General features: G+C 49.5%; 17 protein-coding genes. 4 read left to right on the forward strand and 13 right to left on the reverse strand.

The features are described from left to right. Positions 1 to 2,178: hypothetical protein (locus tag QEH53_RS20980; protein WP_309025188.1), on the forward strand; the 2,178-nt coding region annotated here is incomplete at its 5' end. Between the two features lie 161 nt (positions 2,179 to 2,339). Here QEH53_RS20980 and QEH53_RS20985 read toward each other — a convergent pair. The 11 genes from QEH53_RS20985 to QEH53_RS21035 form a co-directional block, all read right to left on the reverse strand. Next, a complete protein-coding gene (locus QEH53_RS20985; protein ID WP_309025189.1) occupies positions 2,340 to 3,659 on the reverse strand; it encodes a hypothetical protein in 1,320 nt (439 codons plus the stop codon). A 41-nt stretch (positions 3,660 to 3,700) separates the two neighbouring features. Then, on the reverse strand, positions 3,701 to 4,999 hold the full coding sequence (locus QEH53_RS20990; protein ID WP_309025190.1) for a hypothetical protein: 1,299 nt from the start codon (positions 4,997 to 4,999) through the stop codon (positions 3,701 to 3,703). A 22-nt stretch (positions 5,000 to 5,021) separates the two neighbouring features. Beyond that, a complete protein-coding gene (locus QEH53_RS20995) occupies positions 5,022 to 5,876 on the reverse strand; it encodes a glycosyltransferase family 4 protein (RefSeq protein ID WP_309025191.1) in 855 nt (284 codons plus the stop codon). A 388-nt stretch (positions 5,877 to 6,264) separates the two neighbouring features. Further along, the gene (locus QEH53_RS21000) at positions 6,265 to 9,096 is read right to left on the reverse strand and encodes a chitobiase/beta-hexosaminidase C-terminal domain-containing protein (protein WP_309025192.1); all 2,832 of its coding nucleotides are present in this window, start codon (positions 9,094 to 9,096) and stop codon (positions 6,265 to 6,267) included. 60 nt (positions 9,097 to 9,156) lie between these two features. Next, positions 9,157 to 10,032 (reverse strand): glycosyltransferase, encoded by an 876-nt coding sequence (locus QEH53_RS21005; RefSeq protein WP_309025193.1) that lies wholly within the window; start codon positions 10,030 to 10,032, stop codon positions 9,157 to 9,159. Positions 10,033 to 10,235: 203 nt separating this feature from the next. After that, complete coding sequence (locus QEH53_RS21010; RefSeq protein ID WP_309025194.1) at positions 10,236 to 11,159, reverse strand: glycosyltransferase family 2 protein; 924 nt, start codon at positions 11,157 to 11,159, stop codon at positions 10,236 to 10,238. A gap of 9 nt (positions 11,160 to 11,168) precedes the next feature. Continuing rightward, positions 11,169 to 11,687: an acyltransferase gene (locus QEH53_RS21015; protein WP_309025195.1), complete on the reverse strand. Its 519-nt coding sequence runs from the start codon at positions 11,685 to 11,687 to the stop codon at positions 11,169 to 11,171. 38 nt (positions 11,688 to 11,725) lie between these two features. Next, on the reverse strand, positions 11,726 to 12,226 hold the full coding sequence (locus tag QEH53_RS21020) for a glycosyltransferase (RefSeq protein WP_309025196.1): 501 nt from the start codon (positions 12,224 to 12,226) through the stop codon (positions 11,726 to 11,728). A 14-nt stretch (positions 12,227 to 12,240) separates the two neighbouring features. After that, positions 12,241 to 12,732, reverse strand: coding sequence for a hypothetical protein (locus tag QEH53_RS21025; protein WP_309025197.1), 492 nt, complete (start codon positions 12,730 to 12,732; stop codon positions 12,241 to 12,243). 39 nt (positions 12,733 to 12,771) lie between these two features. Then, a complete protein-coding gene (locus tag QEH53_RS21030; RefSeq protein WP_309025198.1) occupies positions 12,772 to 15,120 on the reverse strand; it encodes a hypothetical protein in 2,349 nt (782 codons plus the stop codon). A 104-nt stretch (positions 15,121 to 15,224) separates the two neighbouring features. Next, entirely contained in the window at positions 15,225 to 16,304 is a 1,080-nt protein-coding gene (locus QEH53_RS21035) for a GNAT family N-acetyltransferase (RefSeq protein ID WP_309025199.1), read from the reverse strand. A gap of 783 nt (positions 16,305 to 17,087) precedes the next feature. Here QEH53_RS21035 and QEH53_RS21040 point away from each other — a divergent pair. From QEH53_RS21040 to QEH53_RS21050, 3 genes are all read left to right on the forward strand, one after another. Beyond that, positions 17,088 to 17,411 carry a transposase gene (locus QEH53_RS21040; protein ID WP_309025200.1) on the forward strand — a complete coding sequence of 108 codons (324 nt, stop codon included), beginning with the start codon at positions 17,088 to 17,090 and terminating at the stop codon, positions 17,409 to 17,411. Then, positions 17,401 to 18,243, forward strand: a complete 843-nt coding sequence (locus tag QEH53_RS21045; RefSeq protein ID WP_309025201.1) for an IS3 family transposase — start codon at positions 17,401 to 17,403, stop codon at positions 18,241 to 18,243. Before QEH53_RS21040 ends, QEH53_RS21045 begins: the two co-directional genes overlap by 11 nt. Positions 18,244 to 18,606: 363 nt before the next feature. Next, the gene (locus QEH53_RS21050) at positions 18,607 to 20,091 is read left to right on the forward strand and encodes a fibronectin type III domain-containing protein (RefSeq protein WP_309025202.1); all 1,485 of its coding nucleotides are present in this window, start codon (positions 18,607 to 18,609) and stop codon (positions 20,089 to 20,091) included. Positions 20,092 to 20,412: 321 nt separating this feature from the next. Here QEH53_RS21050 and QEH53_RS21055 read toward each other — a convergent pair whose 3' ends face one another. Both QEH53_RS21055 and QEH53_RS21060 read right to left on the reverse strand, forming a co-directional pair. Continuing rightward, positions 20,413 to 23,742 carry a UTP--glucose-1-phosphate uridylyltransferase gene (locus QEH53_RS21055; RefSeq protein ID WP_309025203.1) on the reverse strand — a complete coding sequence of 1,110 codons (3,330 nt, stop codon included), beginning with the start codon at positions 23,740 to 23,742 and terminating at the stop codon, positions 20,413 to 20,415. Positions 23,743 to 23,757: 15 nt separating this feature from the next. After that, positions 23,758 to 24,594, reverse strand: a complete 837-nt coding sequence (locus QEH53_RS21060; RefSeq protein ID WP_309025204.1) for a sugar phosphate nucleotidyltransferase — start codon at positions 24,592 to 24,594, stop codon at positions 23,758 to 23,760. Positions 24,595 to 24,836: the final 242 nt, after the last annotated feature.

Below are 24,836 nucleotides of genomic sequence, written 5' to 3' on the forward strand. Positions count from 1 at the left end.
GCCCCCTCCGGCAGCGCGGGCAGCTCCTGGACCGTCCGGGTGACCGGCTCGGACCCCTCCGGCGCGAGCGCCTCCGCTAGCTTCTCGCTCTCGGTAGACGAGATCAACTTGGAGACTATAACCACAGAAATTGTAGGAGTTTTGGGCGACCGCAGTGATGCCAGTATTCGGTCTGATTTAGTTCCGACAAGCGTGCGCGAGAACACATTGCGCGCGGGAGGTGTATCTCCGGATTACAACAATGTCGCTGTGCTGGCCTTCAAGGTTCCGGCATTGACTAACGGGTCGGCAATTAGCGATGTGAACCTTACAGTCAAATTGAAGCGGATAAGTTCTATCCCAGCGGGTTCTGTTGATTTGTATGGATTGGCCACGGCATCCAATGCCGATCAGGGTGGTGGGAGTTACTTTACCGGCACTTTTGCGGAGGATTTGAACGAGACGGTTTGGCCGATTCAAGACGACTTTATCAGTAACGATCAGTCTAGTGGAAACGTGACTACCTCCTCGGATGCCGGATTGCAAATAACTGCATTCTTGATGGACCACATGCTTCGTAATCATGATCCAGAGAGCTTGGTCTATTTCCGATTAAATTCAGATGAGGTTTGGGAGGATAAATACCGTTTCTGGGAATTACATTCCGCCGACAGCAGTGGCTCCGAACCTGTACTCACAATGGATATATCAACAGGATACCTTGGAGGTGTACGTGGGAACCCTATCCAATCTCCGTTGATTCGCTCCGTACACTTGGAAAATAGTCCAATCACGTTCAGTCTGGAGCAGAGCGTAGCTAGTGAAGTTTTAGACTCAGACGAGGTTATCTGGCACTCGAGTATCGATGGTGAAATAGGTCAAGGAACTTCAAAAGTAGTATCTTTCTTGTCGGTTGGCGTTCATGAAATTACCGTAACCTGGATCAGTCGTGACGGTGCGTTTTTCCGTTATCATACGACTGTCGAAGTCGATCCAGAATCCAGTTTACCATCGGTAGAAAACAGTCTCAGTAAAGGGGCGGTAACTTGGTACTTTGACAAAGCCTACCTCACGGGAAGATTTATCAATGGTGATCATTACGTGGTGGCTCCGTCTGGCTTGACTATAACTCGAATAACGCCGGATTGGGATGGTTCCACTAACGGATCAGAGTTGAATCCACTCGGTGGAGGCAGGGGAAGTCGGCAAGGGTTCGATAAGAACGTATCAAATACCGAATATGATCCGCTGCTAAATATCGCAGACGACCTGCCTTTATTTATCGCTGCGAACTCCTCGGTCGTCAGTAGTGTGGGTCGCCGTGCCGTCGCATCCAATGGACGTCCAATATATGATGTTGCGGTCCTAACTGTGCTTTCGGAAGAACCTCCAGTCAATAGTTTCCGCCCTCCGTATGCGGGGACGGATAAGCGGATTATCGGAAATAAGTTTGATATAGACTATTCATTTCTAAGATCTCTACAGGACCCTGAACATGTACAGAATCCTAGGGGAGAAATGAGTCACGTCCTTTTGGATTTAATATCTCAGTGGCAAAACTCAGATCTGAAGACTGACACGGGACTAAATAGCTATGGTCGGCAGATCGCCTATGGTGTTGCAGACACGATGCTATGGTTAAATTTGGATAGACCCATTTCCAGCAAGCAAACAGTATTTGAAAATGTTATTCAGAGAGGAATTGACGTTTATGGTTCCGTAAAATCAGGACTCGTATATGCTCCGAATGGAGGCCATAACCACGGTAGAAAACTGTTGCTAGTTACCGCCGCGAGGGCTTTGGGTGATTCGGAAATGTTAGAATGGTCTGATGCGCAAAAGCATTTAGTATTTCAGGAGGATATGCAGACTTTTATTGTAACCCGTGAAACTCTGTCTAGAAATTCGAGCTACACTGAAAGTCATCTAGGTATGCCTGAGTGGGCATCTAACCCAATCACTGAGCTAGAGGACACCACATCCGCATGGGTTAAGCCGTATCGAGATGTGAATGGCGGCCCCAACACAGGAGTCGTTCTTGCAGCAGAGCTAATGGGCTTCAGGCAGGTATGGAACCATGAGCCTTTGTTCCGTTACATCGAAGAAAGGTACTGGCCCGCAGAAGAGTCTAACAGAGCAACTGCGCTCAATCAGATCTATCATTTTTACGCTGATCTCTGGGAACTACACAAACCCTAGCAATCGGTCTAAATTAATCGAACTTTCAGCATTGTAGAGGTTGCTTCAAGCGAAGAAGCAACTCAGATAATAACCAACTGTCTTCGTTAAAAATCAGAGCTAAATGCAATTTAGCTTTGAAGGTGTTGCGAAAACAGCGGTTGAATCGCGAGTGGCCTAGACTACTTATTCGATTTATTCCTCGATATTGCTTTGGACAGGATTTCTGCAAGTTTGATACTGAGCTTTTCACGAGAAAAATGTGAAATGAATTCTTTGTCTATCGGTTGCAGTTCAGCTTTTAATGACCAATTTAAAATACTGCTCACCAAAGCTTGGTGGATACTATTGGTGTCCCTCGGAGAGCAGGTAAAACATCGGCCTCTCTGCCGGACAAAATCCTTCGCATCCCCTGGAGGCGTGGCAGCTAGGATCGTTGCTTCGCTAGCTAAGTACTCGTATGTTTTGCCTGGCACAATTGAGCATCGCTCTCCCTTCCTCAGTCCATGCAAGGGCAAAAATAGCATTTCAGCTCTACGGGTGTACTCGATGCAAATGTCGTGACTTAAGTAGCCGGTTGCTGTTATAATCGGCTCGAGTCCTTGGTTTCTTATTAGATCTTTGTCCTGCTGTGAGATGATTCCTGCGAATACGACGTTGAGCTTCTCGAATAGGTGTGGTTGCTCATCGCGGAGTAGGCAAATCGCTTTTAGCAAGTATATAGGCGTTCGACCTGAAATATCTAGTCCGGGCACTCGCTTTCTTAGCAGATAGTTTATGTACCTCTCTGACTCTTGACGCCTTGCGTAGTCAGAATGAAAAGTACCTGTGTGGATAATATTGTAGCGATTCTTCGGTAGTAATTCCTTGTTGGATAGAGGTTTAATAAAATCATCTTCATCAAAGCCGTTTGTAATCCATGTTATACTCTTCGCCTCAATCTCAGGGAAAAAGCGTAAAGTCTTGTTCGCTGCCTCGGGAGTGTTCATTATCACGTGGGTGCAGCGCGCGATTTGGGATCTCATTCTAGAGATTTCTCTTCTCCTATGGTACGCGGATCGTTGGGATTGGAATTCATCGAGAGCCCATGGGTCTCGGAGATCTGCGACTAAAGGTAAATTGAAAAACTCTGCGAGTTTAATTGCTGGGGAGAGATCGCCAAATGGAGATAGCGAAACATAAATTAATGAAATCTTCTCTTCAGCGATAATTGAGGAACCTATTTCGAAGATACCTTTTGTGCGGGAGGGGTTTTCCGCAAAATTGTTCGGAACAGCGAACTCGCTATTGTCTGGTAATCTATGAACTTTTATAAAATCCGGGACATCGTTCTCTAGAGATGTGTCGGACGGTGTCCACTTGTTTTTATTATCAATGTAGCTTGATATAACTGTTGGTTGGAACCCGAGTTCCGGCAAGTTCTTTACGAACTTTACAGAGCGCTGAACGCCGGATCCTCCGGTAGGAGGGAAGAAGTGGGAGATGAAGAGGATTTTTTTCAATGCTGCTCGAAACTGGGTGATGCAAGTAATTGGTTAGTGGATTAAACAACTCCTCTGCCTTCAATTGGTTGTTGGATCTCACGAGCGAAGGTGTAGGATGTTAGAAGAGCTACGGTTGCCCAAAAAAATACAAGTGACTGATCGAAATATGAGACAGAGAAAGAGGAAAGTGCGTGAGAGGCTAGAGATGCAAAAATGCACCAAATTGAGTGTTTTACTGGATAGTTTTCTGGTGTATCCGGAGTGTTTATGAAGTTAACAGTAGCTCTTAAGCACTTCCAAAGGATCATTACTAATATCACAATAGCGAGAAGCCCTGCATTTATGCCCATCCCGAGATAGTAGTTAGTTATATCCATGTGATTGCCATTTATAACGCTGCCTAAACCGGGACCAATCCAGTGCCGAGTGTAGTCGGTACCGAATAGCCACCACTCGTCGAAGTGGCGAATGGCTGTGTCGAGCAAGCGCGCTCGGTAGTATGCTGTACTTCCTCCAACTATAGCTAACTTTTCGACGAGTACATGGTAGCCTGGACGACTTGATATTAAATCAATAAAAACGTAGGTGGTGAACGCTATCCAGAAGGCCTTCATCGTAAGTCTTCGGAAACGCCAAGCCATTACGCAGGCAAGCCCCGCAACTAGGCTGATAATCGGCCCGCTGGATGCGCTGGCGAAAACCATAGTCGAACCGGATACGATTCCGATTACGGAGAGAAAGCGGCTGCTTCTCCAGATACTCATCATAATTGGCACACACGTGGCACCAACGGTACCTGCCAGAATAGGATGTCGAAATGGACCTTGCGCCCGAAGAGCTCCTTCTCTGATAACGACGTTTTCAGGTACACCTCCTAGGAACGCGAAAGAATTGATGCCGGAGATTTTTTCTAAAGTCATCTCTATAGCGATAGGAGCAAGCACAATCGCTAGAAATTTCACCAAGCTCTGAACTTCCTCTATCGTCTGGCACCATAGTCGAAATACGAAATAGGCGACAATAATATTAAATATATTTCCAAGTGCGAATACTGGACCGGATCCTGGTGTGTATTCGTGAAACAAACTAGCAAAGAGGGTCCACGCCGCCCATAGCCACACAAGTCTATCTACTGGATTCGAAATGTAATTTTTGTGCTCTCCTTTGATAAAAACTCTGAGCAGAGCGAATAGTAGAATAATGCGGTAAGCATGGAAGGAAAACGGGCCAATATCGATGCCCTGGCCCATTGTAAGGTAGCAAATGCCACATAGAACCGGGAAAGGTGCGTTTTTACGATTTGTCGCAAAAATGGCGACGGAAGTAGTTACAACGAATATGATCGAGAATGGAGTCATCAATCGTGTTCTTTAGAGTCGGTTAGGAGATATATTCTCGGTAGATGTTGGCTAGCCTGGAACCGGCGAATGTCCAACTCAGCTGATCGCGATCTTTAAGCGAGCTTTCCCGCAAGTTGGTCAACCTAAGGTCATCAAGGTAGACCTGGTCTAGGTGCTGGGCAAGAGTCTGCCAGTCGCGTGGCTCGTGCAAAAGAGCGTTACGCTGATGGTCTCCTATCGCTCCGGTCGATTCTGAAACGAGTAATACGCAGCCTGAAGCACGAGCTTCATACGTAACAAGGGCGCTTCCCTCTTCCATGGAAGACAGGATAAAGACGTTAGACTTCCCCATTATTTCAGGGAGGTCGTTGCGATGACCTAGGTATTGGATGCTTGGATGATCGAGCAAGCTCGCTAGCTTTTCCCTGTAGCCAGGGACAAAAGAGCCGCAAATGAAAAATTTTCCCGATTCGCAGGCTCTTGATGCACGCCAAGCACGTAAAGCGTAGTGAAGTCCTTTACGTGGTTCACATACGCCCGCGTAGATTGCTTGAAAAGCTGGTGTTCCAATCGTTTCTTTGGGAACAAATTGCTGGAGATCACAGCCATACTGATGCCGGATGAGTTTTTCTTTTGGAAAACCCTCATTGATAAAGCTGGTTTTGACGAATTCTGACGGGCAAAGAAGGAAATCTGCAGTCTTGTATTCTTCAATTTCAGTTTGGAGTGTCAAAGAGTTGTAGGTATGGTCGTGGTCGATTGGAAGATTGATACCTATATTTAGGTTTTCTTCCTTAACGACGTCGAAGGCAAACCTTGTGTGGGCATTTGGGCGCTCGAGGAAGGAAGGTATCTTCTGTCTTCGCGCTTCCCGTAACGTTGATAGGGAACCCATAGGCCAGCAATGAACGAGATCCACGGCATCTGCGTTTCGGCGTAACCATCTCGCTACTCTCCTATCGTGGATAGCACATGCAAGTTGCCGGCCTAGCAATCTGATGGGAATCCTAACTTTTCCCACTGAGAGTGTTTTTTTTACGTCGACGTTCGCTGGTAGAGCTTTGGCGACTGAGCCAGTTAGAAGTTTGACCAAGCATCCGGCGTTGCTAATTCCCGAAACCTGTTGCCAAGCTGTGTGACAAATCCGCCCTGCACCAATGCGGTGAGGAAAACTGTAGGCGACGCGAATTTGACGGGTGGACGTCTTCGCGTTAAAATTTTCTGTCATGTTTTATTTTTGAAATAGGCAATATTCACCGATGCTGGGCTAGCGGCTACTTCTCTCACTCAATCTTGCTCAATATCAGGCCATATGGAGAAGAGGGGATCCTTTGAGTGGGAAATCCAAGGGAAAAGATTTTCAAATTATTCGGTGCCAGAGTACGCGTGGACAAGTAGTTAATCGACTCGATGTGGTTTTGTTCTGAACGAAAGTAGAAGCCGTCTGCGATCTTAACAGGTCCGTTTTCTGGGTCTAGAACCGTAACTGAGTAACGTTTTGTAGCGAAATCGACCTTTACAGTGAATTGGTATTCAACATTAGGTTCGTATTCGAAAATGGAATCGCTCCGGTAGATATTTGAATCTCGGGCATCTATGTAGCCCGCATCGTTAAACCGGATGATACAAGCCAAGTCGGAATAGCTATCAGCAGTTTCCGCGCCGAACCCAACCACTCCGTCCAACTCGGCCGCAGGAGCGGTACCTGAAAAATTGAACGAAAATGATTCCGTCTGTGGACCTATATCTAAGTTTTTCCAGTTTTCGGTCGAGGCTAATTCGTTCACCGTTATGTCGACGCTGGTGAGTTGCGACAGCGTGTTTTGGGTCGAGACTCCGATTGCCTTTACCGTCATGCTTTGACTCAGGCTAAGGGGCTTTGTGTATAACGACGTCGAAGCATTGCCAGGTGTAGGTGCAGTCCCATCGACGGTGTAGAAAATCTCAGAGTCGTCCTGATCTGACGTTATCGATAAGTCTAATGTCATCGATTCGTAACTTCCGCTTGGGTGTGAAAATGTTAATTGTGGGCTAGGGTAGAGGACCTCGTTTTCGAAATCCGTCCCTTGGATGCCTGCAATTCGTACGGGATCGTCGTAAAGAGATTTTGTGGCGAAGTAGTTGATTTGATCCGTGTTGAGACTTTCTGTCCTGAATTGATAGTCTTTTGCTACTATTGCCGAATCGTAGGGATTGGTCCTTGCATAGACACTATACGTTTTATTTGTGGTGTCGATTTTGATCAGAAAGGTGTACTCGGTATTTGCTGTATAAGGGATCGCTCCCTCTGCTTGGTATTTGCTTCCGTTTCTTGCGTCAATAAAGCCATCGCTGTTGAAGCGAATAAGGCAAGCCATCTCTGAATAGTTTACGACAGGATTTTGGGAAAATCCCATAACCGTATCGATGTCAGAATTAGGAGGGACTGCTGTAAAACTGAATTCTGAAATGCCAGCCAATTCCGATAGAGGTACATTTTGCCACAAGCTACTGGAAACAAAATCATTTATAACCATATCCAGTGAAGCTACCGAAGAGGTCTTTCCATCATCTCTCACTGCTACGGCTTTAACTAGAGTCGAATTCTGAAGATGTAGTGGTTGACTGTACAGAAATGAATTCTGACTGGGCGTAGACCCATCGAGTGTATAATATATTTTCAAGCCATCTGAGCTTGATATAGTGACATTCTGTTCACTTAAGTAGAGGCCTGGTTGGCGGTCAAACTTGGGAGTTTCGAGCTCTATTGATGGAAGAGTCCAAGAATAATCTCCATCCACAGCTCTCTCAAACATTTCAGCGTGAAAGAGGTAGATTTGGTTGAACGCATTTTGTCTGGCATCCTCTTCTGCAGGCCAGTAGCGCTCTCGAATATAGTCGAAGAACGCGGGTGCATCCCAGGCACTCTCAAGTCCGGAAAGCATGGCTGCTGCGACCTGTCCGACATTCGGTCCTCCGTTCGCAAAGCGGTAGCCTGAACCAGACCAGCCTGTCCATTTCGGTGTAGCCCGGTGTCGTTCGTTGTAGCCATTGCTGGTCCAATCAGCCATCCCGAGATGTTCTGCCAAATATGGGGTTCTATCAGAATAAGGGCGAGTGCCGTTAGTGTTCAACGCTGGTTGCTTGTCAATTTGTTCAGAAGAAACGTAGAAGTGCTGTTCGTCTTCGTGCCACGCTCTTCGGCCTCCTTTTTCACTGGTGGAGTAGGTCATCATCTCTGAATCGTTGAGAGCTTTGGCGGCGATGAGAAATGGCAGTTTTCGTCCGAGGTTGTGACCTCCATTTGGCCACCATCCGTGGCGATCTGACTTTACGAGACCGAAATTGTCGATACCCCTTTGAATTAGGTCGATCATGACTTCCTCTTTTTTAGAGCGGGAGTTGGACAGGTGTAGCCAGAGCACTGCGGTGGCCGCTTCGTAGGCGATCGCCCGGCCGTAGGTATGCTCGGTATTCGCTGTTTTCAAGTCGCTTGACTGCCATTGCTCCCACCAATCGATTTGTATGTTACCGATCGCTCGATTTGGGGAGCGTGCGTTTGGAGGGTGAGGCAGGTCCAGAACCCAGTTCCAATCTATATCATCAGTCGTTCCGCGGATAGTTTTGTCAGTACCCGCGTATGGAGGACGGAAGCTGTTAGCTGGAGGTTCAGTCGGAAGCACCGTTAGTACTTGAGCTTCTTCCATCCACGGGCTGCGTGAAGCGTTGTCCTTACCAACTACGGACACTAGGGTCTGATTTGCATACAGCGAAATAGGCAGGTCATCTGCTACGTTGAGGTTGCCGTCGTAGTTAATGCCTGAGGTTGATATGCGTTTGTCGAGTCCTTGGAGACTCTTGTTCATCAACGGATTTATCTGAGCTCCGTTCTTTTGGCCGTCCCAAGAAGGAGAAATCGAGGTGATCGTTATTCCGGTAGTGCTGACCACATACCAATCGCCGTTGGCGAACTGTCCAGCCGGGTAGTCGCGATCGAAAGTCCAAGTGACCGATCCTCTTTTAATTGATTTAGCGCCGAAGCAATGTGCCGAGGCTAGCAGAAAAAGGACTGTAGCGAGAAATGGATAATTCCTCGCGAATGCACACGGTCTGAAGTTTTCTTTGCAGTTATTCATGTTCCCGTAGTGGCATCGACGGTCGGGATGATTTCCTTAGTTCGGCGCATTAAATTCGGTCTAGTGTCTTATTACTTTCAACTTTTGAAGCGTTTTTTTACTCACGGGTCTTCTAGAAAGGTGGTTTTCTCTCACTACTTTACTGACAGAGGCAATTGAGCGGAAATACGACCTTAGGTAGCCACCTTTTAACGCCTTGGCGAAAGTGTAAAAGGATCGTGGTAAAATATATCCTATAGCGATAAAAAATGGGTAGTGGAGGTAGGCGAGAAGCAGTTGGTTCCTGTGTTTATAGAACGATTTAATTTCGCTCCGGCGTGAAACTTGTCCCTCGTGGTGGATGACCGTGAGCGATGGCTCGTACATAATCCGACCTCCGCGGTCTATGGTTCTCAATGCCAAAATCACTTCTTCGTAGTGCATGTAGAGGTATTCTGGGAATGCTCCGGCCTCGAGCATAGCGGACTTACGGAAAGCGTAGCCTGTTCCACTAAAGTAGTCTGTTTCGAAGGGTTTTTTCGAAAAGGTTCGGTAGTCTTTCGGGTGCCACCATCTCGCGTAGTCGTCGGTCATACCATCTGGCTGCAAGAGACGGAAGGCGATTGCAGTGGTTTGCGGCTGGTTGTTCAGAGCACGACAAGTCTTGGCGAGGCAGTTGGGATCTGGAACTGTGACATCGCTATCGAAACCGACAATAATTTCGTATTTCGCGGCTCGAACACCTCGATTTCTCGTTACCGCGGGACCAGAGTTGTGCGTATTTACGAGTAATTTGACCTCTGGGAACTCGTTTTTTATAGCGTCGACGGAGCCGTCATCGGAGACGTCGTCGACAACGATGACCTCGAAGTTTACACCTTGTTGACGCATGACGTCACGAAGCAGAGCGAGCATGCTCTCTTTTCTCCGGTAGCTTGGAATGACTACGCTGATCATCGGGCCTCAGGCTTTTCTGCCCGGGGTTTAGTACAACAGGCACTGGGTGACGGGCTGGCGAAGGGTAGAGCTTGGTCGCCGCTGTTTGCACTGGGGCGCTCATTTGCTGGGTTGCCGTAATTGCTAGAAGATCGGCTGAGTAACTTTGCCTGTTCAAGGAGTGGAAGGCTGGGCATTTTGTGACTGCTTATTTGAGTGTTGCTCTAGCTATTCGGGTATCCGGCAAGCCATTCTCGCCTCTTTTTCAGTAGGGCGACGTAACCTTCTGCTTCTTCGCCACCATTACCTGACAGCAATGACGGTATGGCTCGGAGCGTTACGCCAGCGAGTAGGAAAAACAGCGCGAGTTTTTGCTTCAGTCCACTCCAGTGTGTTAGGGCCAAGCAAGCCTTGCCCTTGTACAACAGCATCATCTTGTGAGTGGGTGTCTTCGACGATTTCCCAACCTCATGGATCAGCTGCGCATCAGGGCAAATGATGGGGCGCATCCCGAGAGCTCTGGTTCTCATTGCGAGATCTGCGTCCTCGCCGTACATGAAATACCTTTCGTCGAATCCCTTAATACTGTCCCAATGCTCCTTCGTTGATAGTAGAAAGCAGCCTGTGATGATTCCCACTTCGCGCACGGTGTCTCGCTGCCACTTTCCGAGCGACTCGGGGTCGAAGACGCGACTTCTTTTGAACAGTGTGCTGAGGCCGGTTGCGAAGGTGAAGTGGCTCCACAGCGAGGGCAATCCCCAGCACGAAGAAGGCTCTAGGCTCATGTCGGGCTGGAGCGTGCGCCCTCCATAGAGTCCGTGGCCGGGGTTTTCCTCGGCGAACTCTACAATTTTGTCGATGGCCCTCTCAATGATACGGGTGTCAGGATTGAGAAGTAGCACGTATTTTGTTGAGACGGATTCTATCGCTCGATTCACTCCTTTGGCAAAGCCGAGATTCTCGCCAGGCTCGATAAGCTTCACCTGCGGGAATTTCTCCTTGACTATTTTGACTGTCAGATCGCGGGAAAGGTTGTCGAGAACGACAACCTGCTGTGCGACAAGACCTTGTTGATTGTAAACGCTTTGCAGGCAGTCTTCGATCTCCTTTTCGGAGTTGTAGGTGATGATGATGATGGATACGTCCATTTTATTTAGTCAGACTCGTTCTTTTATCACGCGAGCGGGTACGCCTCCAGCTATACTGTTTTGGGGTAGAGACCTGGTCACGACGGCACCCGCCGCGACGATACAGCCGGTTCCAATTTCAACGCCGGCTGTTATAGTAACCCCGGTTCCTATCCAGATGTCGTCGCCGAGGATGACATCCATGTCCTTCTTGGGTTGTTCTCTAAACTTTATGCCTTTCCTGAATTGGTAATCCGAGGCGGTGATAAAGCTACCCGGAGCGATTGAAACGTTGTTTCCGATTATGATCTTCCCGTGGCTGTCTCCGGCCCAGAGGCAGACACGCTCGCCGATATGGCAATCTTTGCCTATCTTTATATTAGACCCATTCCTCAGGGATACATTCGGCGAAAGAAGCGTTCCAGGACCGCTCTCAATCTTTCTTTTGGGTTGTACGTGACTATAGCCGTAGAAGTGTATGAGTCGGAATGCATGGAGGTAATTTCGTGGATCAAGAATCGAAAGCAGCGCATCAACCAGTCTCTTCAATTTTGATTTATTGGGAGGTAAATTATCCATCCTAAACTCTATCTCTCTCGGATGAATTTTGAGATCGAATCGGTGAGTCGTTTACACGCGAACGGTCCGATCGGGTCTTTAATCTTGAGCTCACTAAAGGTGCTGAGTTTTTTTATCAATTCGTGCTCGTCCTCGGCTACCTCAACTTTATTGAGAGATTTCAGATGTTTAGCGGTAGCGAGTTGGTGCTCGTTGCGGTGTTCCCCTAGCGACGCTTTACGCGGTACTACAAGAAGAGGCTTCTGAAACTGAAGAGAGGTCAAGATAGTCCCCATGCCCGCGTGGGAGACAATCAGGGCGGATTGAGAGAAGATTCGTTTGTATTCGTCTGGCTCCACGAATTTCTGAAAGAGCATGTTGGAGGGAACGAAGAGGCTATCTCCGATTTGAGCTAGCACATCGTATTGAGGGTGTTGTTCTGCCCAGTGATCGACAGCCTTAACGAGCCGATCGAAAGGGAGATCGGTTCCGACGGTTACGAAAATCTTTTGTTTATTGGAGTCAGGCATCTGCTTTTATATCATCAGTCTCCAAGGATATTACCGCGATATATAGGCCCGTCCACCTTGGCTAGGTGCTCCCATTGCGTCATCCACATGTCGCAGGAATTTTTCGCTTTCTGGCCTGATAGGGATAGCTCTTCGGCGTTTGCAATACTATCTAACCATATTGTTTTTTTTCCAAAGAGTTTTGCGAAGCGAATCGCAAGGAAACCGGGTGCAGCTCCGGTAGAAACCACTATGTCTGGTTTTTGTGTGATAATGAGCTTTAAAATAGATAGAGAGCCTTTGACGAGCTTCCATTTCTCCCAACGGTTGCAATCTGGCACGACGTAGAACTCTGCTCCTGCTTCTAGATCGCAAGCGTAGTTCTCTTTTGTCGTCGCGTAGATGACCTTACATCCCTCAAATGCTGGTCGTAGTCTTAGCAATTGAACCCAGTGACCTCCGCCGGAGGCGATTGCTAGCACTTTCTTGGTTTTCCTTGTTCTATTTTTATCAGAGTCGTCTTTCACTTAAGTACCCGAAAAATTGAGCGAATTATCTGAATCAAATTATGATTGGCTCAGTAGGTCTTGCTCAAGTTTTTTGGGGACGTGAGACTTTGTCTTGTTAAGAATACCGCCAAGGTGCGCTCGGGATTCTGACAAAAGCTCTAGGGCTTGATTTGCTACATCGCGGTTCGTTTCTTCTGACTCCATTACCATTAAAACCACATCCATGAAGGAAGCTAAGCGTGGGGTAGAGCTGATAGGGCTGACTGGTGGCATGTCGAATACGATGTAATCGAAGTCACTCGCTCTCAGCTTCGGCATAATTTTGTTGAAACGCTGCGGCATAATGCGCGGTAACTTGACGCCGTTTGAACCTTCCGCGACGACATAGAGATTATTTTCGATTTTCGCATCATCAGCGGAGTCGAGTACATCGTCTAAATTCAGAATATTCTTCCCATTGTAAAATTGTTGTGCCGTCTCACTCCCCAGTGTCATGTCTACCAATAAGACGCTGCCTTCACCGATTTTGGAAAGGCTTCCCGCGAGTCCAGATGCAATGGTGGTAACTCCAGAAGACTCTCCCAAACCAGTCATTGCGATTAGCTTTGGTTTATGTGTCAGATTTTTGCTTTCGAAATAGGTTATTACCTTGTCACGCAAGGCGTCGAAATGCCCGGATAGGGCATGCTCTTCTTCCCAGGGTGCGATGGTATGGACCTCTGGCCCCTTTCCTTGGTTATATTCGTCTGGTTTTGAAATGGCCGCCGCCTTGAGCGTCGTAGTTGTCGGTTCGTACTGCTCTTTTTTTGACGATTTCAGCTGCTTTGCTCGGCCGGCTTGTTGGAGCTGTCGTCGGTTCGGGCTCCGCCCTAATTTCCGAAAGCGTTTGCTCTTCATGTCTGGAAGACTCATAAAAAGAGGAATTCCCAAGTTTCTTTGTATTTCGGTAGGTCGTTTGATCGACCTGTCAAAAACCAGATCGGTTAGAAAGGCCCATAGTAAGCCTAGGACTGCTATACCTCCGCCCACGCCACCGGCGATCTGGATTTTTTGATTTATAGCAGGGTAAGCCGGAGTGGGAGATTGGAGAATCGTTATATTGTTCACCCTACCATCCATCAGTTCGTCCTGCACTCGAACCTGCTCCATGCTGGCCAAAAGGCCGCGGTAATTTGCTTCTTGAAGCTCTTTACGCCGCTGAAGCTCATTTACGCTGATTTCAGCTATATCCAATTTCTTTGCTTCCGCACGCATTTCGTCGAGTATTGACTCCAGCGTCCTGAGTCGTGCCTTCAGGGCTACTGATCGCAGCTCGTATTCTTGGCTGTTTAAGACCGGAGGTGACCCCGCGTCCTCATTTAACTCATTGAAAGCAATGGCTTCGAACTGCGGGTACTGTAAGCGAAGGTCGTTCAATTCGGTCTCAGACTTGGTAATTTGGCTGCGGGTGCTCTTCAGCAGGCTGTTCTCGTCCGTGTACTGCAGCGAAAGAGTTTGCTCACGTTTCTTGAGAAGATCCACTTTCTGTTGTACCGCAGCGTACTTGTCCATCGCTGCCGCTATTTCTCGGGCTTTGTCTCGGCTCGTAATTGGCGTAGTGGAGTCATTCGTTGCAGCCTTTGGTTGGGATGCTTCATTGATTTCCTTTTCTCGGTCTAGGTAGATACTAAGCTCTGCGAGCTCTGTCTTTCCCGCCAAGATTTGGTCTCGAACTTGATCCATGTCGTCTGCGAGACGCATCTTAGCGGCATCTATATCTATGACTCCGACAGTGCTTTTCGCGAGTTGAAGCTCTTTTTCTGTTTGCTGCAGCCTTGTCCTCATTTGATCCGTTTCACGTGTTAGGAATCCGTCGAATTCTGGAGATTTTCGATGGATTTCGTGATGGCGGTCCAAGTAACTGCTTATGAGAGTTTCGAGAGTGTTAGCGGCGACGGCAGGAGATTCATGCTGGAACTTTATCTCTAGCATGCTGGTTGAACCAGGGTTCTCTACTGTAAGTCCGCCAAGGATTGCTCCAGCTGCGTTTTGAACGGTCTTTTCTGCGTCGATTTTAGTTACGAGCCTATCGGGGCCGACTCTTTCGGCGACTGTTTTAGCTAGGTCTAGGCTGCTTAATATGGTCCGCTCAGCTGCAATAATGTGGCCAGAACCCCGTCCACCTGTGTTGACCACCTGAGTGTTCTGCTCTGCGTTCATAGTCCGGTCCTCGGTTATGAACTTGATCATGATCGTAGCCCGCGATTCGTACATCTTGGGCCATTCTTTGTAGATAGCCGCTCCGACACCCAAGCCCAATACGAAGAAAAACAAGATCTTCTTGGAATGGCGGAACAGGGTGTAAATAATGTCGCCGGGAGAGAGCTTTAGCCCAGATGACTGGTTGTTTGGAGCTAGATTGTTCATCGGAAAAGAGTTGTGCTATGGTTGTTCGTTTGGACTAAATTGTGTCGGGAAGGAAGTGAAAGTTTGCGTGTGTGCTTCGTTTTTTTTCAAGCCGAAGGCTGAATCTAAGCTATGTGGCGGTACAGCAGGCGTCCTGCCAACCTCAGAATGGGAATAGGCAATCGTTTGAAAACGGAGTTGTGCCAACCGAAAACGTCGTCACTCATCGGTACGGTTGCGTTTTTCTTTAAGTCGTACCTTTGGTAGTGTACCTCTTGTTCGCTGGAGCCCCAAGATAGTTTGTAGCGGCGAAGTCCGGCATTTGTCGTCGAGTTACGACCTAAGTCCATCTGGTGAAATCCTCGCTTGGAGTAGTGCTCCATCGCGCTCCACATGACGAGGTTGTTACACCTGGAATTTTGGAAGTTTTTGTCGGAGGCTCCGTATTTGTAGTGCACTGTCGAACCTTGCTCTAGGTAGATGGCGCTAGCCGCAAGTCGGTTATCGTTCGTGAAGGCGGAAACGATGACACCGCGCCTAGTTTCGATTAACACTTTGTGCAGGCATTTAAAAAACTTGAACGGCTGTGAGGGAAGGCCGTGTCGCTTGCGAGTTATGCACTGGAGACGGTAGAATCCCCTCAATGAGCCTAATGAATGAGAAAACTCGATTCGTATGCCCTCCTTTTGGGCTTTCCTGATAGCACGTCTATTTGAGGGAGCCAGATCCGCGAAGATGTTGTCGGGGCAGGGACGCAAGTCTACAATGTGGTTAAAGAAGCTAAGGGATGATTGTGGGCTCTCGTTCTCGGGGATTTCACCTCTAAGCTCCAAGTAATTCCACCCACGCTTCTTGCCCTCGGCTCGTAGTGCGGCGTGTAGTAGAGGGATGTGATTTGAATCTCTCGCGGAAGGGCGGCAGATGTCGATAAAAGGTAGGGACACAGCTCGTTTCCCGGTGAGGATGGAATTCACTTCCACGAAAGGTAGAACGGCCTCCACGCGTTCTCCCGCCAAAAGGATTACGAGTTCTGGTTCAAAGCCGTAAGCCTTGTGCAGTATTTGCGTCCAATCTGAGCATAAGAAGCGGGAAGATTCATCCAACGAACAGATCGCAGCGATCCAAGCCTTCTGATTGCCGGATTGGGTTATCGCCTCGCATACTGCAGGAGTACTGGATTGCGAGGAAGGCTCGTTAAGAGTCATCTGAACTGTTTGTTGTTGGATCAAGCAATATTGATGGGTCAAGTTTTCCCGGGTTTCTCAAATCGTTAGGCAATTGTGAATTCTGTTTCGTCTTAATCGTTGGTGTGCAGGAGACCCAGTGATTTCAAGTAAGGTTGCGCAGTGTTTATGAAGCTTCGTTTTAGGTATTTTGGTCTCCGGAACCCTTGAAAGCGACGAGAGCGGAAGTTTGAGGGTCATATTTAGCGAGAGACTTACCTAAAGTGAAGTGAGTTGTCTTTCTTGTTTTTTCGGTGATTGAGGGTGAAACTTGAACTTTTTGGACGAGATCGATCGAAAGGGTTCTGCTGCTCTGCGCCAAGGATCCGTAATCTTGGCCATTTAAGAGGTTCTATTGCAATGAGGAACGTGGATTCCTGCGCCAAGCGCGAGAAAACACTATGCATGGGCACTCAGCCTTTCGCTGAACTGTCACCACCAGGCTCGATCCGTGGCTAAGCGAGGGTACTCTAAGTCTTTATCGAATATGGTCACCGCGGTACTCATGGCCTTGCAATTGCTTCTGTCTCTTTCAGTAAGTGGCAAAAATCTTTTCGTTTAACCTAGTGGGCTGTATCGAGTCTTTTCGAAAGGAGGAAATCTCTTTCAGCCGCTTCGGACTGCTGGATCGCTTCGCCTAGGCTTTCCGACGACAGGATACAATCGCTAAGGTCCTGGTGCCGCCTGGAAGTCCGTGCAAAATTGAAGTGGCTCCCAAAAAGTGGACGCGGGGCTTAGTTGGACTGATAAGCAACGAAGCCACAAATGAAACGAAAGAGAAGAACGTTCACAGCGGAAGCCAAAGCCAAGATTGCCTTGAAGGCGATGAAGGGGGAGAAGAGGGTCAACGAGATCGCCCAGCTCTACGAGGTGCACCCCAACCAGGTGAGCCAATGGAAGGGTGAGATGATCGCCAACGACTCGGCGGCCTTCGAGAAGGGCAAGCGGGCGGCCGAGCAGGCCGATCGCAGCGAACGCAAGCAGGAGAAACTCTACAAGAAGATCGGCGAGCTGAGCATGGACGACGAGTTCTTAAAAAAAAGCTGCCGCAAGCTTGGGATCGAGCTGCCGCCTGAGTATGACGATTGAGGCGAAGAAGGGCTACCCCAGCGTGAAGCGGCAGTGCGAGCTTCTGGGCGTGTCGCGCTCCGGGCACTACCGCCGCGCCAAGGCGATGCCCAGCGCCCGGAGCCGGGAGAGCGAGCGGCTAAAGGCGAAGATCGACCGCATCTACACCGAATGCCCGTTCTTCGGCTCGCGGCAGATAACCCTCGAGCTGCGCGGCCAGGGCGAGCAGATCGGCCGCAAGCGCGTGCGGCGGCTGACGAGGGAGATGGGCATCGAGGCGATCTGCCCGAAGCCCTCGACCAGCAAGCCGCATCCCGGGCACAAGGTCTACCCCTACCTGCTGCGAAACATGGCCGTCGAGCGCGTCGACCAGGTCTGGTCCACCGACATCACCTACATCCCGCTCGGGGGCGGGCACGTCTACCTCTGCGCGGTGATGGACTGGAAAAGCCGCTACGTGATCAGCTGGAGCCTCTCCTGCACGATGGACGGCGCCTGGTGCAAGTCGGTGCTGCAGGAGGCCTTGCTCTCGGGCCGTCCCGAGATCTTCAATACCGACCAAGGCAGCCAGTTCACCTCGCCGGACTACGTGAAGGAGCTGACCGATCGCGAGATCAAGGTGAGCATGGACGGCCGTGGACGCGCCCTGGACAACGTCTTCGTCGAACGGCTCTGGCGAAGCGTGAAGTACGAGGACGTCTACCTCAAGGGCTACGAAGACATGGCCCAACTAAAGCGGGGCCTGAAAGCCTACTTCGAGTTCTACAACAACCGCCGTCGGCACTCCTCGCTTGACGGCGAAACGCCCGCCGAAGTTTATAGATCCGAGAAAAAGGGGAAAATGGCCGCCTGATCGGCGCCGCCCCCTAGGGGGCGCATGGGGATGGGATGAAACCTACAACCAAACCAATACAAAGAAACCAACTAAAACTCAGCTGACCCTGTCCCACCAAACGGGTCCACCTCAGTCGGTTGTGGGCCAATTTTGAGCGTCTTTATTCTGCTGTGACCACGGGGATTTGCCGTCGCATCGCAAAAGAGGTGTAGTCTCCATTCGATTTTAGTGTCCCAATTCTAACGTGAAGTAAGTCCGCAGGTAGCGGGCGCGGATGGACCCTAATGGGCTTGCGTAGCTTTTGCTCAAGTGCGCAGATGGTTCCTCAATTTGGGCTGGGAGTCTTCAGGGCAACTCCCTGCGGGCGAAGTTGGGGGCATCATGCTGAACCCACACAACGCTAAGCACTACGGCCGATGCCTCGCCCTTAACTTTATCCCTTTGTTTTGGAAGGGAGTGGTGTCCATCATATTCTGTTTTGTGGGAGTAGCTAGTTTGCAAGCGGGACAACTTTCGCTGACCTGGCAAGATAACTCTAACAACGAGGAAGGTTTCGAGATAGAACGTTGCTTACAGGGTGAGAACTTTGGGCTATTGGCGACCGTAGAATCGGGTGCAGAGAGCTTTGTCGACGATTCCGTCGTTCCGGGTCATGTGTACGAGTATCGAGTGCGGGCTTTCAACTCATTCGGTTATTCTGGATACACCAATGTCTCTTCGGGTACGATGCCCAACACAGCACCCACGTTAAGCGAGATTGAAGACGTCTCGGTTGTAAAGGGGACCACCTCAACGGTTTTAGATTTTCAGTTTGCTGATGCTGAGTCCGGCTCCGATGAATTAGTGTTCGAGGCGATTTCTTCGAACTTGTCCGTAGTGCCGTTAAGCGGTATTTTCGTTGAGGTGGGTGAAGGTAGTGGTACGGTGTCATTTGCATCGTTGGGTTCATCTACAGGTACCTCAACGATCACGCTGTTGGTCAGCGATGGGGTGGATTTTGCTCAGCAGACATTCAAAGTAGAAGTGAAGCGTAACCTTGCTCCTACCGTAGGTATGCTTCAGGCAGCTAATGTCCAAGACTCGCAGCAGGTGGGACCTATTGAGTTCACCATTTCGGATGCGGAATATCCTGAAGACCTGTTAACTGTAATCGGAACTTCGATGGATGAGAGTCTAATTGCCTCTGAGAGTATTTCGATCGGCGGAAGTGGTTCGAACCGCACAGTGAGCTTCGCTACGCAGGCTGGTGTATCAGGGTCTACCACAATACGGCTCAAGGTGAGTGATGGAGTGAACAGTACTAATGGCGTGCTGAGCGTGAATATTTCCAAGAACTCGGCACCCGTTATCAGCGGCCTCGAAGAAATCTATACCATAGATGAAGAGGGAAATATCGAAGCACTAGCTTTTTCAATTTCAGACCGTGAGACTGCTGCCAATTCCCTCGAAGTGTCGGTAAGTTCTTCGAACGCGTTGATTGTCTCTCAGTATGGTATCAAGCTGAAAGGTAGTGGCTCCCAGCGTACCTTAGACATAACACCGAGTCCGGGTATGACCGGAACGGTGGAGCTCATAGTGTCGGTGAGCGATGGGGTTCGTACAACGAGGCATGCATTCAATCTGCGGGTTCTAGCTCCGGAACAATTGGTTAAGATCCTCGGATTCTCGATTGAGCAGAAGCTAGCGGTTGTAGAGGTCGAAAATCGCCTAGATGCGACATTCTCTCTCTGGAAAATCCATAGCTTGGATGGTGCGTGGGAGAAGGTCGTAGACGCGCAGACGGTCATGGAGGCAACCTCGACTACTCTGATAGACCCGATGCCGGTCGATACCGCTGTATGCTATCGAGTGATAGCGAGTGAGTAGAGTTGTTTAAAGTAAAACGGGATACGAATAATTTTTCTCACCGAACACTCAATTGCCGACAATCGTTCCATGATTAAGGGCGGCTCGCATCGCCGCCTCCGAGGACTATGGAGTCCCGATTGGACATCCCCATTGGGAATCTTTTTTGGGGGCGATGTGAGTATAATTTGGATTCGTTCTTTTCCGATGAACACATGCGCTGTGCTGAAACCTTGTTCTTACCATCTGCAGAACGGCGAGGAGATACGTATCATGCGAATTTCCAACCCGTGTGGCTCGCGTGTGCGAGCTAACCATCAAGGCGTCGACATCGCCCGTTCTTCACTGCCAAGAGCAGAGGCTGTTTACATAACTAGCTGACTTGTCATGTACCCAGCTATCAAGTTGGGCTTGGTCTTTCAATTGTTGGCCGCGTTGACGCGGGACAATTGCGAAGTTTGACAAAAGCTCGGGGAGGCTTGTCATGTCACCCCAGAGTTTCTCGAATTGGCTGATTGGAAAGATGTCTTCTTGGCCTTCGCCCCAGCGCTTTTTAACTTCTTTGAGAGTCACGTAGGTAGGCATCCTCGAAGCGACGTCACGTATCGCCGTTTCGACGCAGGCGCTATCGTGAATTGAGGTGCGAGACAGCCCGAAGAACTGTAGGAGCTCGTTCACGTTGATCCAGCTGGTGTTAGTATTGTAGAACGTTAGCTTGAATTCGTCGCTCTCTCTAGGAAGAGCCAGCCCTTCTACCAAGCGGTTGCGCCCGTTGATTTTTGCTAAACCTCCACCGCGGTCGTCGAGGCGTTTGGACATGACCTCAAACGATAAAGTAGCCTCCGACTTTATGTGCCAACCTAGCAATACTGGATCAAGGGAGGCTCCAAGGGTGTCTATATTGTGGGCCAATATGTAATTGAGATTAGGGTACTTCTCGAGAAGCGAAGCGAGTGTGCCGTTCTTTATGAGATTGGGCACTTCGTACCAGTGTCCCACTGGGTGAAGACATTGGGAGGGAAGGTTGTCGGTATAGTCGGAAGCTTCACCGGTGGACCGGGCCCACTCCAATAGGGCTGCTCGGAGGCTTTCCAACATTTTTTGTTTTTGATCGTCCAGTCGCTGCTGGGCGATTTCTTCCCAAGCAAATCGGAGGTCTCGCTCGGTGGGTACGAGGCGGAGGCCAATCGATTTACCGGGTGACAGAAAAGCCTCTTGTCCGTACGTTTTACTGTATTCACGCTTTAGGTACGAATCTATTGGAGCGTGTGTTAGGTAGCTCGAGGTGAAAATGTGTGGCACAGGGCTGCCGAACTTGGCTTTGGCTGCTCGCGATTTGGCGAGGTGGATATCGATGAAGTTTCGGTGCCGGCCTCCCATCTGATAAAAAGGATGCAGAGATTTAACGACTCCAGCTCCTTGGGTCCAGCGACTGCCAACACCCGCCGCGAAAGTTAGGGTGCAGACTTCTCCTTTCCTCAATGCGTCGATACCGATTTCTTCAAATTCTCGGTTATCCACGGTAGTCGCATCAAATAGATCTTCGGCGGGCACGTCCTCGATGGTACTTGTGGTCGAGAGCCGGTTCATCGCCATGCCTATGCGCCCAGCTCGCACATCCGCGCGTATTTGCTCGTGCTGCTCGGCGTCGAATCCATTTCGCTGCAGCAGGTTTTCGAGAGATTCGGTTTCCTCGGCAACGTCTCTGACCTCTGGGAGGAGACGTGAGATGAGCTCGGAGGCTCTAAATGGGTCGCCGGAGCGAGCCTGGACGGCTGCCGAGTACTGTTGAAGGTCACTTCGCTGCCTGTGGTTCAGGTACTTAGGTTCGGTTCTTAGAGCCTTGGGAATCGTTAAGTGGTAGTATTCCTCAGGGAGGAAGGACTTTGAGCCCGTCAAATGCTCCGCAGTTGATCCGTTTTCATTAATTCGGAAATCGTAAACGACAGGATCCATTGCGAAGGGGAGGGCGGATTCGTACTGTCGTTTTCGCACGAGCATAGTCTCTGAAAGAAACTGTTGTCCTGCGCTTTTCTTTTCGGGCGCAAATATGAAGCCCATTCCACCCCCGGACATTCCACCGAGCATCCAGAAACCCCAGAAGTCATCGCCGAATTCGCGGCGTACGTCAGCGATGAGTGTTTCTGTGTAGATATTGCTAACCCATGGTATGATCTCATGGAGCGGTCCGAAAAAGTTTTCAGTGAGGAGCTCGCCGAGCTCCTTAACTCGACCGGCCTTGAGATTCTCGACGATTAGATCGATTGTGTCTAATGCCTTGAGCCGAGCGTTCCACTCTTTAGTACCTCGTACGAGGTACTTTTCCGTCACCATTTCCAGAATCGGGCCTACGTTTTGAGCCATTCCACCATGTACGAGGACGAGGCTTTCCTGAAGTTTGGCTCTAGCCTTTTTGTCTATTATGTCATCTCCCAAGATTGTGTGGCGGGGTAGGAGACAACCGCGACTGGTTCCGTACTCTGAGTCTCCAACTTTGGATTCTTCCCCTTCAATGAGCTTTATGCCTGGCCATATACCGCCTGAATCTTGCCAGCCACCACCTGAGCCTCCGATCCATTCGCCGAGAATTGCGCGGGCTGCTACGATACGTCTTTCGCCTTCACTTAAAGGACCTGTGAGTGAGCTCGTTTGTCCGCTGGCCCTCATGCAAACCGCAATGAGCGCTCCGAGAAGATTCGTCGAAACGGCCAGACGTGATCCCTTGGGGATTTTGTTAACATTACTGACGATTTCTATGCCCTTTCCAACTCCAACAACGTTCTCGAAAACGCTTGCGATACTTTGGCCGGATCCTTCTAAGCCAGGCGGAACGATTCCAGAAGCGATAACTGCAGCTTTCAGAAGACCTAGATGGTCCCTCGCGAAATCGAATACTTCATCAACTGATGAAATCTCGGTGTTCACTCCTAGGTCCACGCTACATAGTCGAAGGATGGGTTCCTCGATGACGCGAAAATATGCCTCAATGGGAGGTTTGGTTTCTTCATCCCGTCCGTGTACTCCGAGATCGACTGATACGTTCAGGACGCGAGCTCCCTCTGGAAAATCCATCCCCAAGAAAAAAATATCACTCCAAGCGCAGTGGGTGAGATCCATACGCACCGCAGTCTGCTCCTTCAAAATGGGATACACTTGGTTCGGACCAGCCTTTATGAACAGCTCTTTGTGAAGCACAAGTGGATGGTCGAGACTGTGCCCCATGCGAAAAATCCACTGATTCCCTGCAGTTGAACGGACTGTTTGCCGAACCTGATCTGCTAGGGTTTGGAAAGCGAGGGCGTGGTATGCGTGAGCAAGCGAACTTGAGAGGGAATCGTTAGCTCCCCCTCTTTTCATTTCTGCTAGCAAAACGCGGATCGCTTCTTCGAATCGCCGCTCGAGCATGTATTCGTGGGCTACATACGACAAGCGTGCTCGATTTTTGAATCCCTTTCGGGCGGGAAGGTGGTAACGGTGTATCGCTTGCAGGAAAAACAGAGAGCGAACCTTCAGGTAGAGGCTATCCTCGGAGTTTCGAAACTGTTCCAGCTCGTCCGCCTGGGCAAGTAGCTCTTCAATTGAGAGAGACGAGCACAACTCGGACAGGGATCGATTGCGCTCTGCAGCGACTTCGCTGGTGATAACAGATAACAAATGTAATTCTTCGCTCATTTGCTGAGAGGTGTTCTATTTTTGAGCGAGCATTTCGACGAGGCTGGAAAGGACGCGATCTCGGTCTTTACCCGCAAAAGAGAGCGCGAGTTGCGCGAAGAGGAGTCCGTAGTCAGCGCCGACGTCATAACGGCTGCCATCTACCTCCAGAGCGAGTAGCTTTTCGTGTTTACAGAGTTGATCCAAAGCGGTTGATAGGCTCCTCTCCTGAGGACCCTCTAATCGGGTCGTTTCCTCAAGGACTGAAAAGATGCTGGGCTGGAGCGCGTGAATGCCAAAGAAACATAGATAGAATCCTGCTCTCAGGCCTGGTACGAGAATCTTAAGTTCGGCTTCCGTCGGACTGGGCTTTTCGAGAACTCTCTCAACTTCGTAGAGTCCGGTCGTTCGTCCTGATAATCGTCCACCTATAGCTCCGAACGAGCTCAGTTGGCTTTCTCTTGTTGCTTGTACTCCCGCTACGGATACTCCTTTGGCTTCGGCTACGTTTACTATTTGGAGTGCACATCCGATTTCGTTTTGCGAGACGCAAAGGTGGTCTCCCACCAAATGTAGAAAAGGTTCGTTCCCGATAAATGCCTTTGCGGATAAAATTGCTTGGGCGTAGCCAGTAGGTAGCTCTTGTACGATAAAATGGATACGGTCAGCGTAAACTCCTGCCGCTTTGCTGTACACGTCCTGGGTTCCGGGACAGATCACCAGGCCGACTTCCTCGGTTCCTGCTGACACCGCCTCTTTTATCACCAACTCAAGCGCGGTTCTTTTCTTTCCCTCCTGGTCCAGTAACGTTTGCAGCGGCAAATTGCGTTGATTCGGGTCGGCCAAGGTAATGAGGGACTTTTTGATCTTCATGCTAACTCAAGTGATCGGATAGGAGGTCGAGGACGCGAAGCGCCGTCCAGTGTCGATAGATTCGAAGCAATCTTTAGAAGCTGAAGCACACAATAACTATTTGTCGTAATACCTAGATAAACACCTTTCACCGCCAAATCCATTGCTACCGGGTGATAAGGTAACTTGGTCCGAGCGACTTTTAAGTTTCTGGGTTTGTGAGCGACTTTGGGTGGAGGGTCTCTCAAGGCGTATCCACAAAG

Origin of the sequence: Pelagicoccus sp. SDUM812002, from assembly GCF_031127835.1 — a bacterium.
GTDB lineage: Bacteria > Verrucomicrobiota > Verrucomicrobiia > Opitutales > Opitutaceae > Pelagicoccus.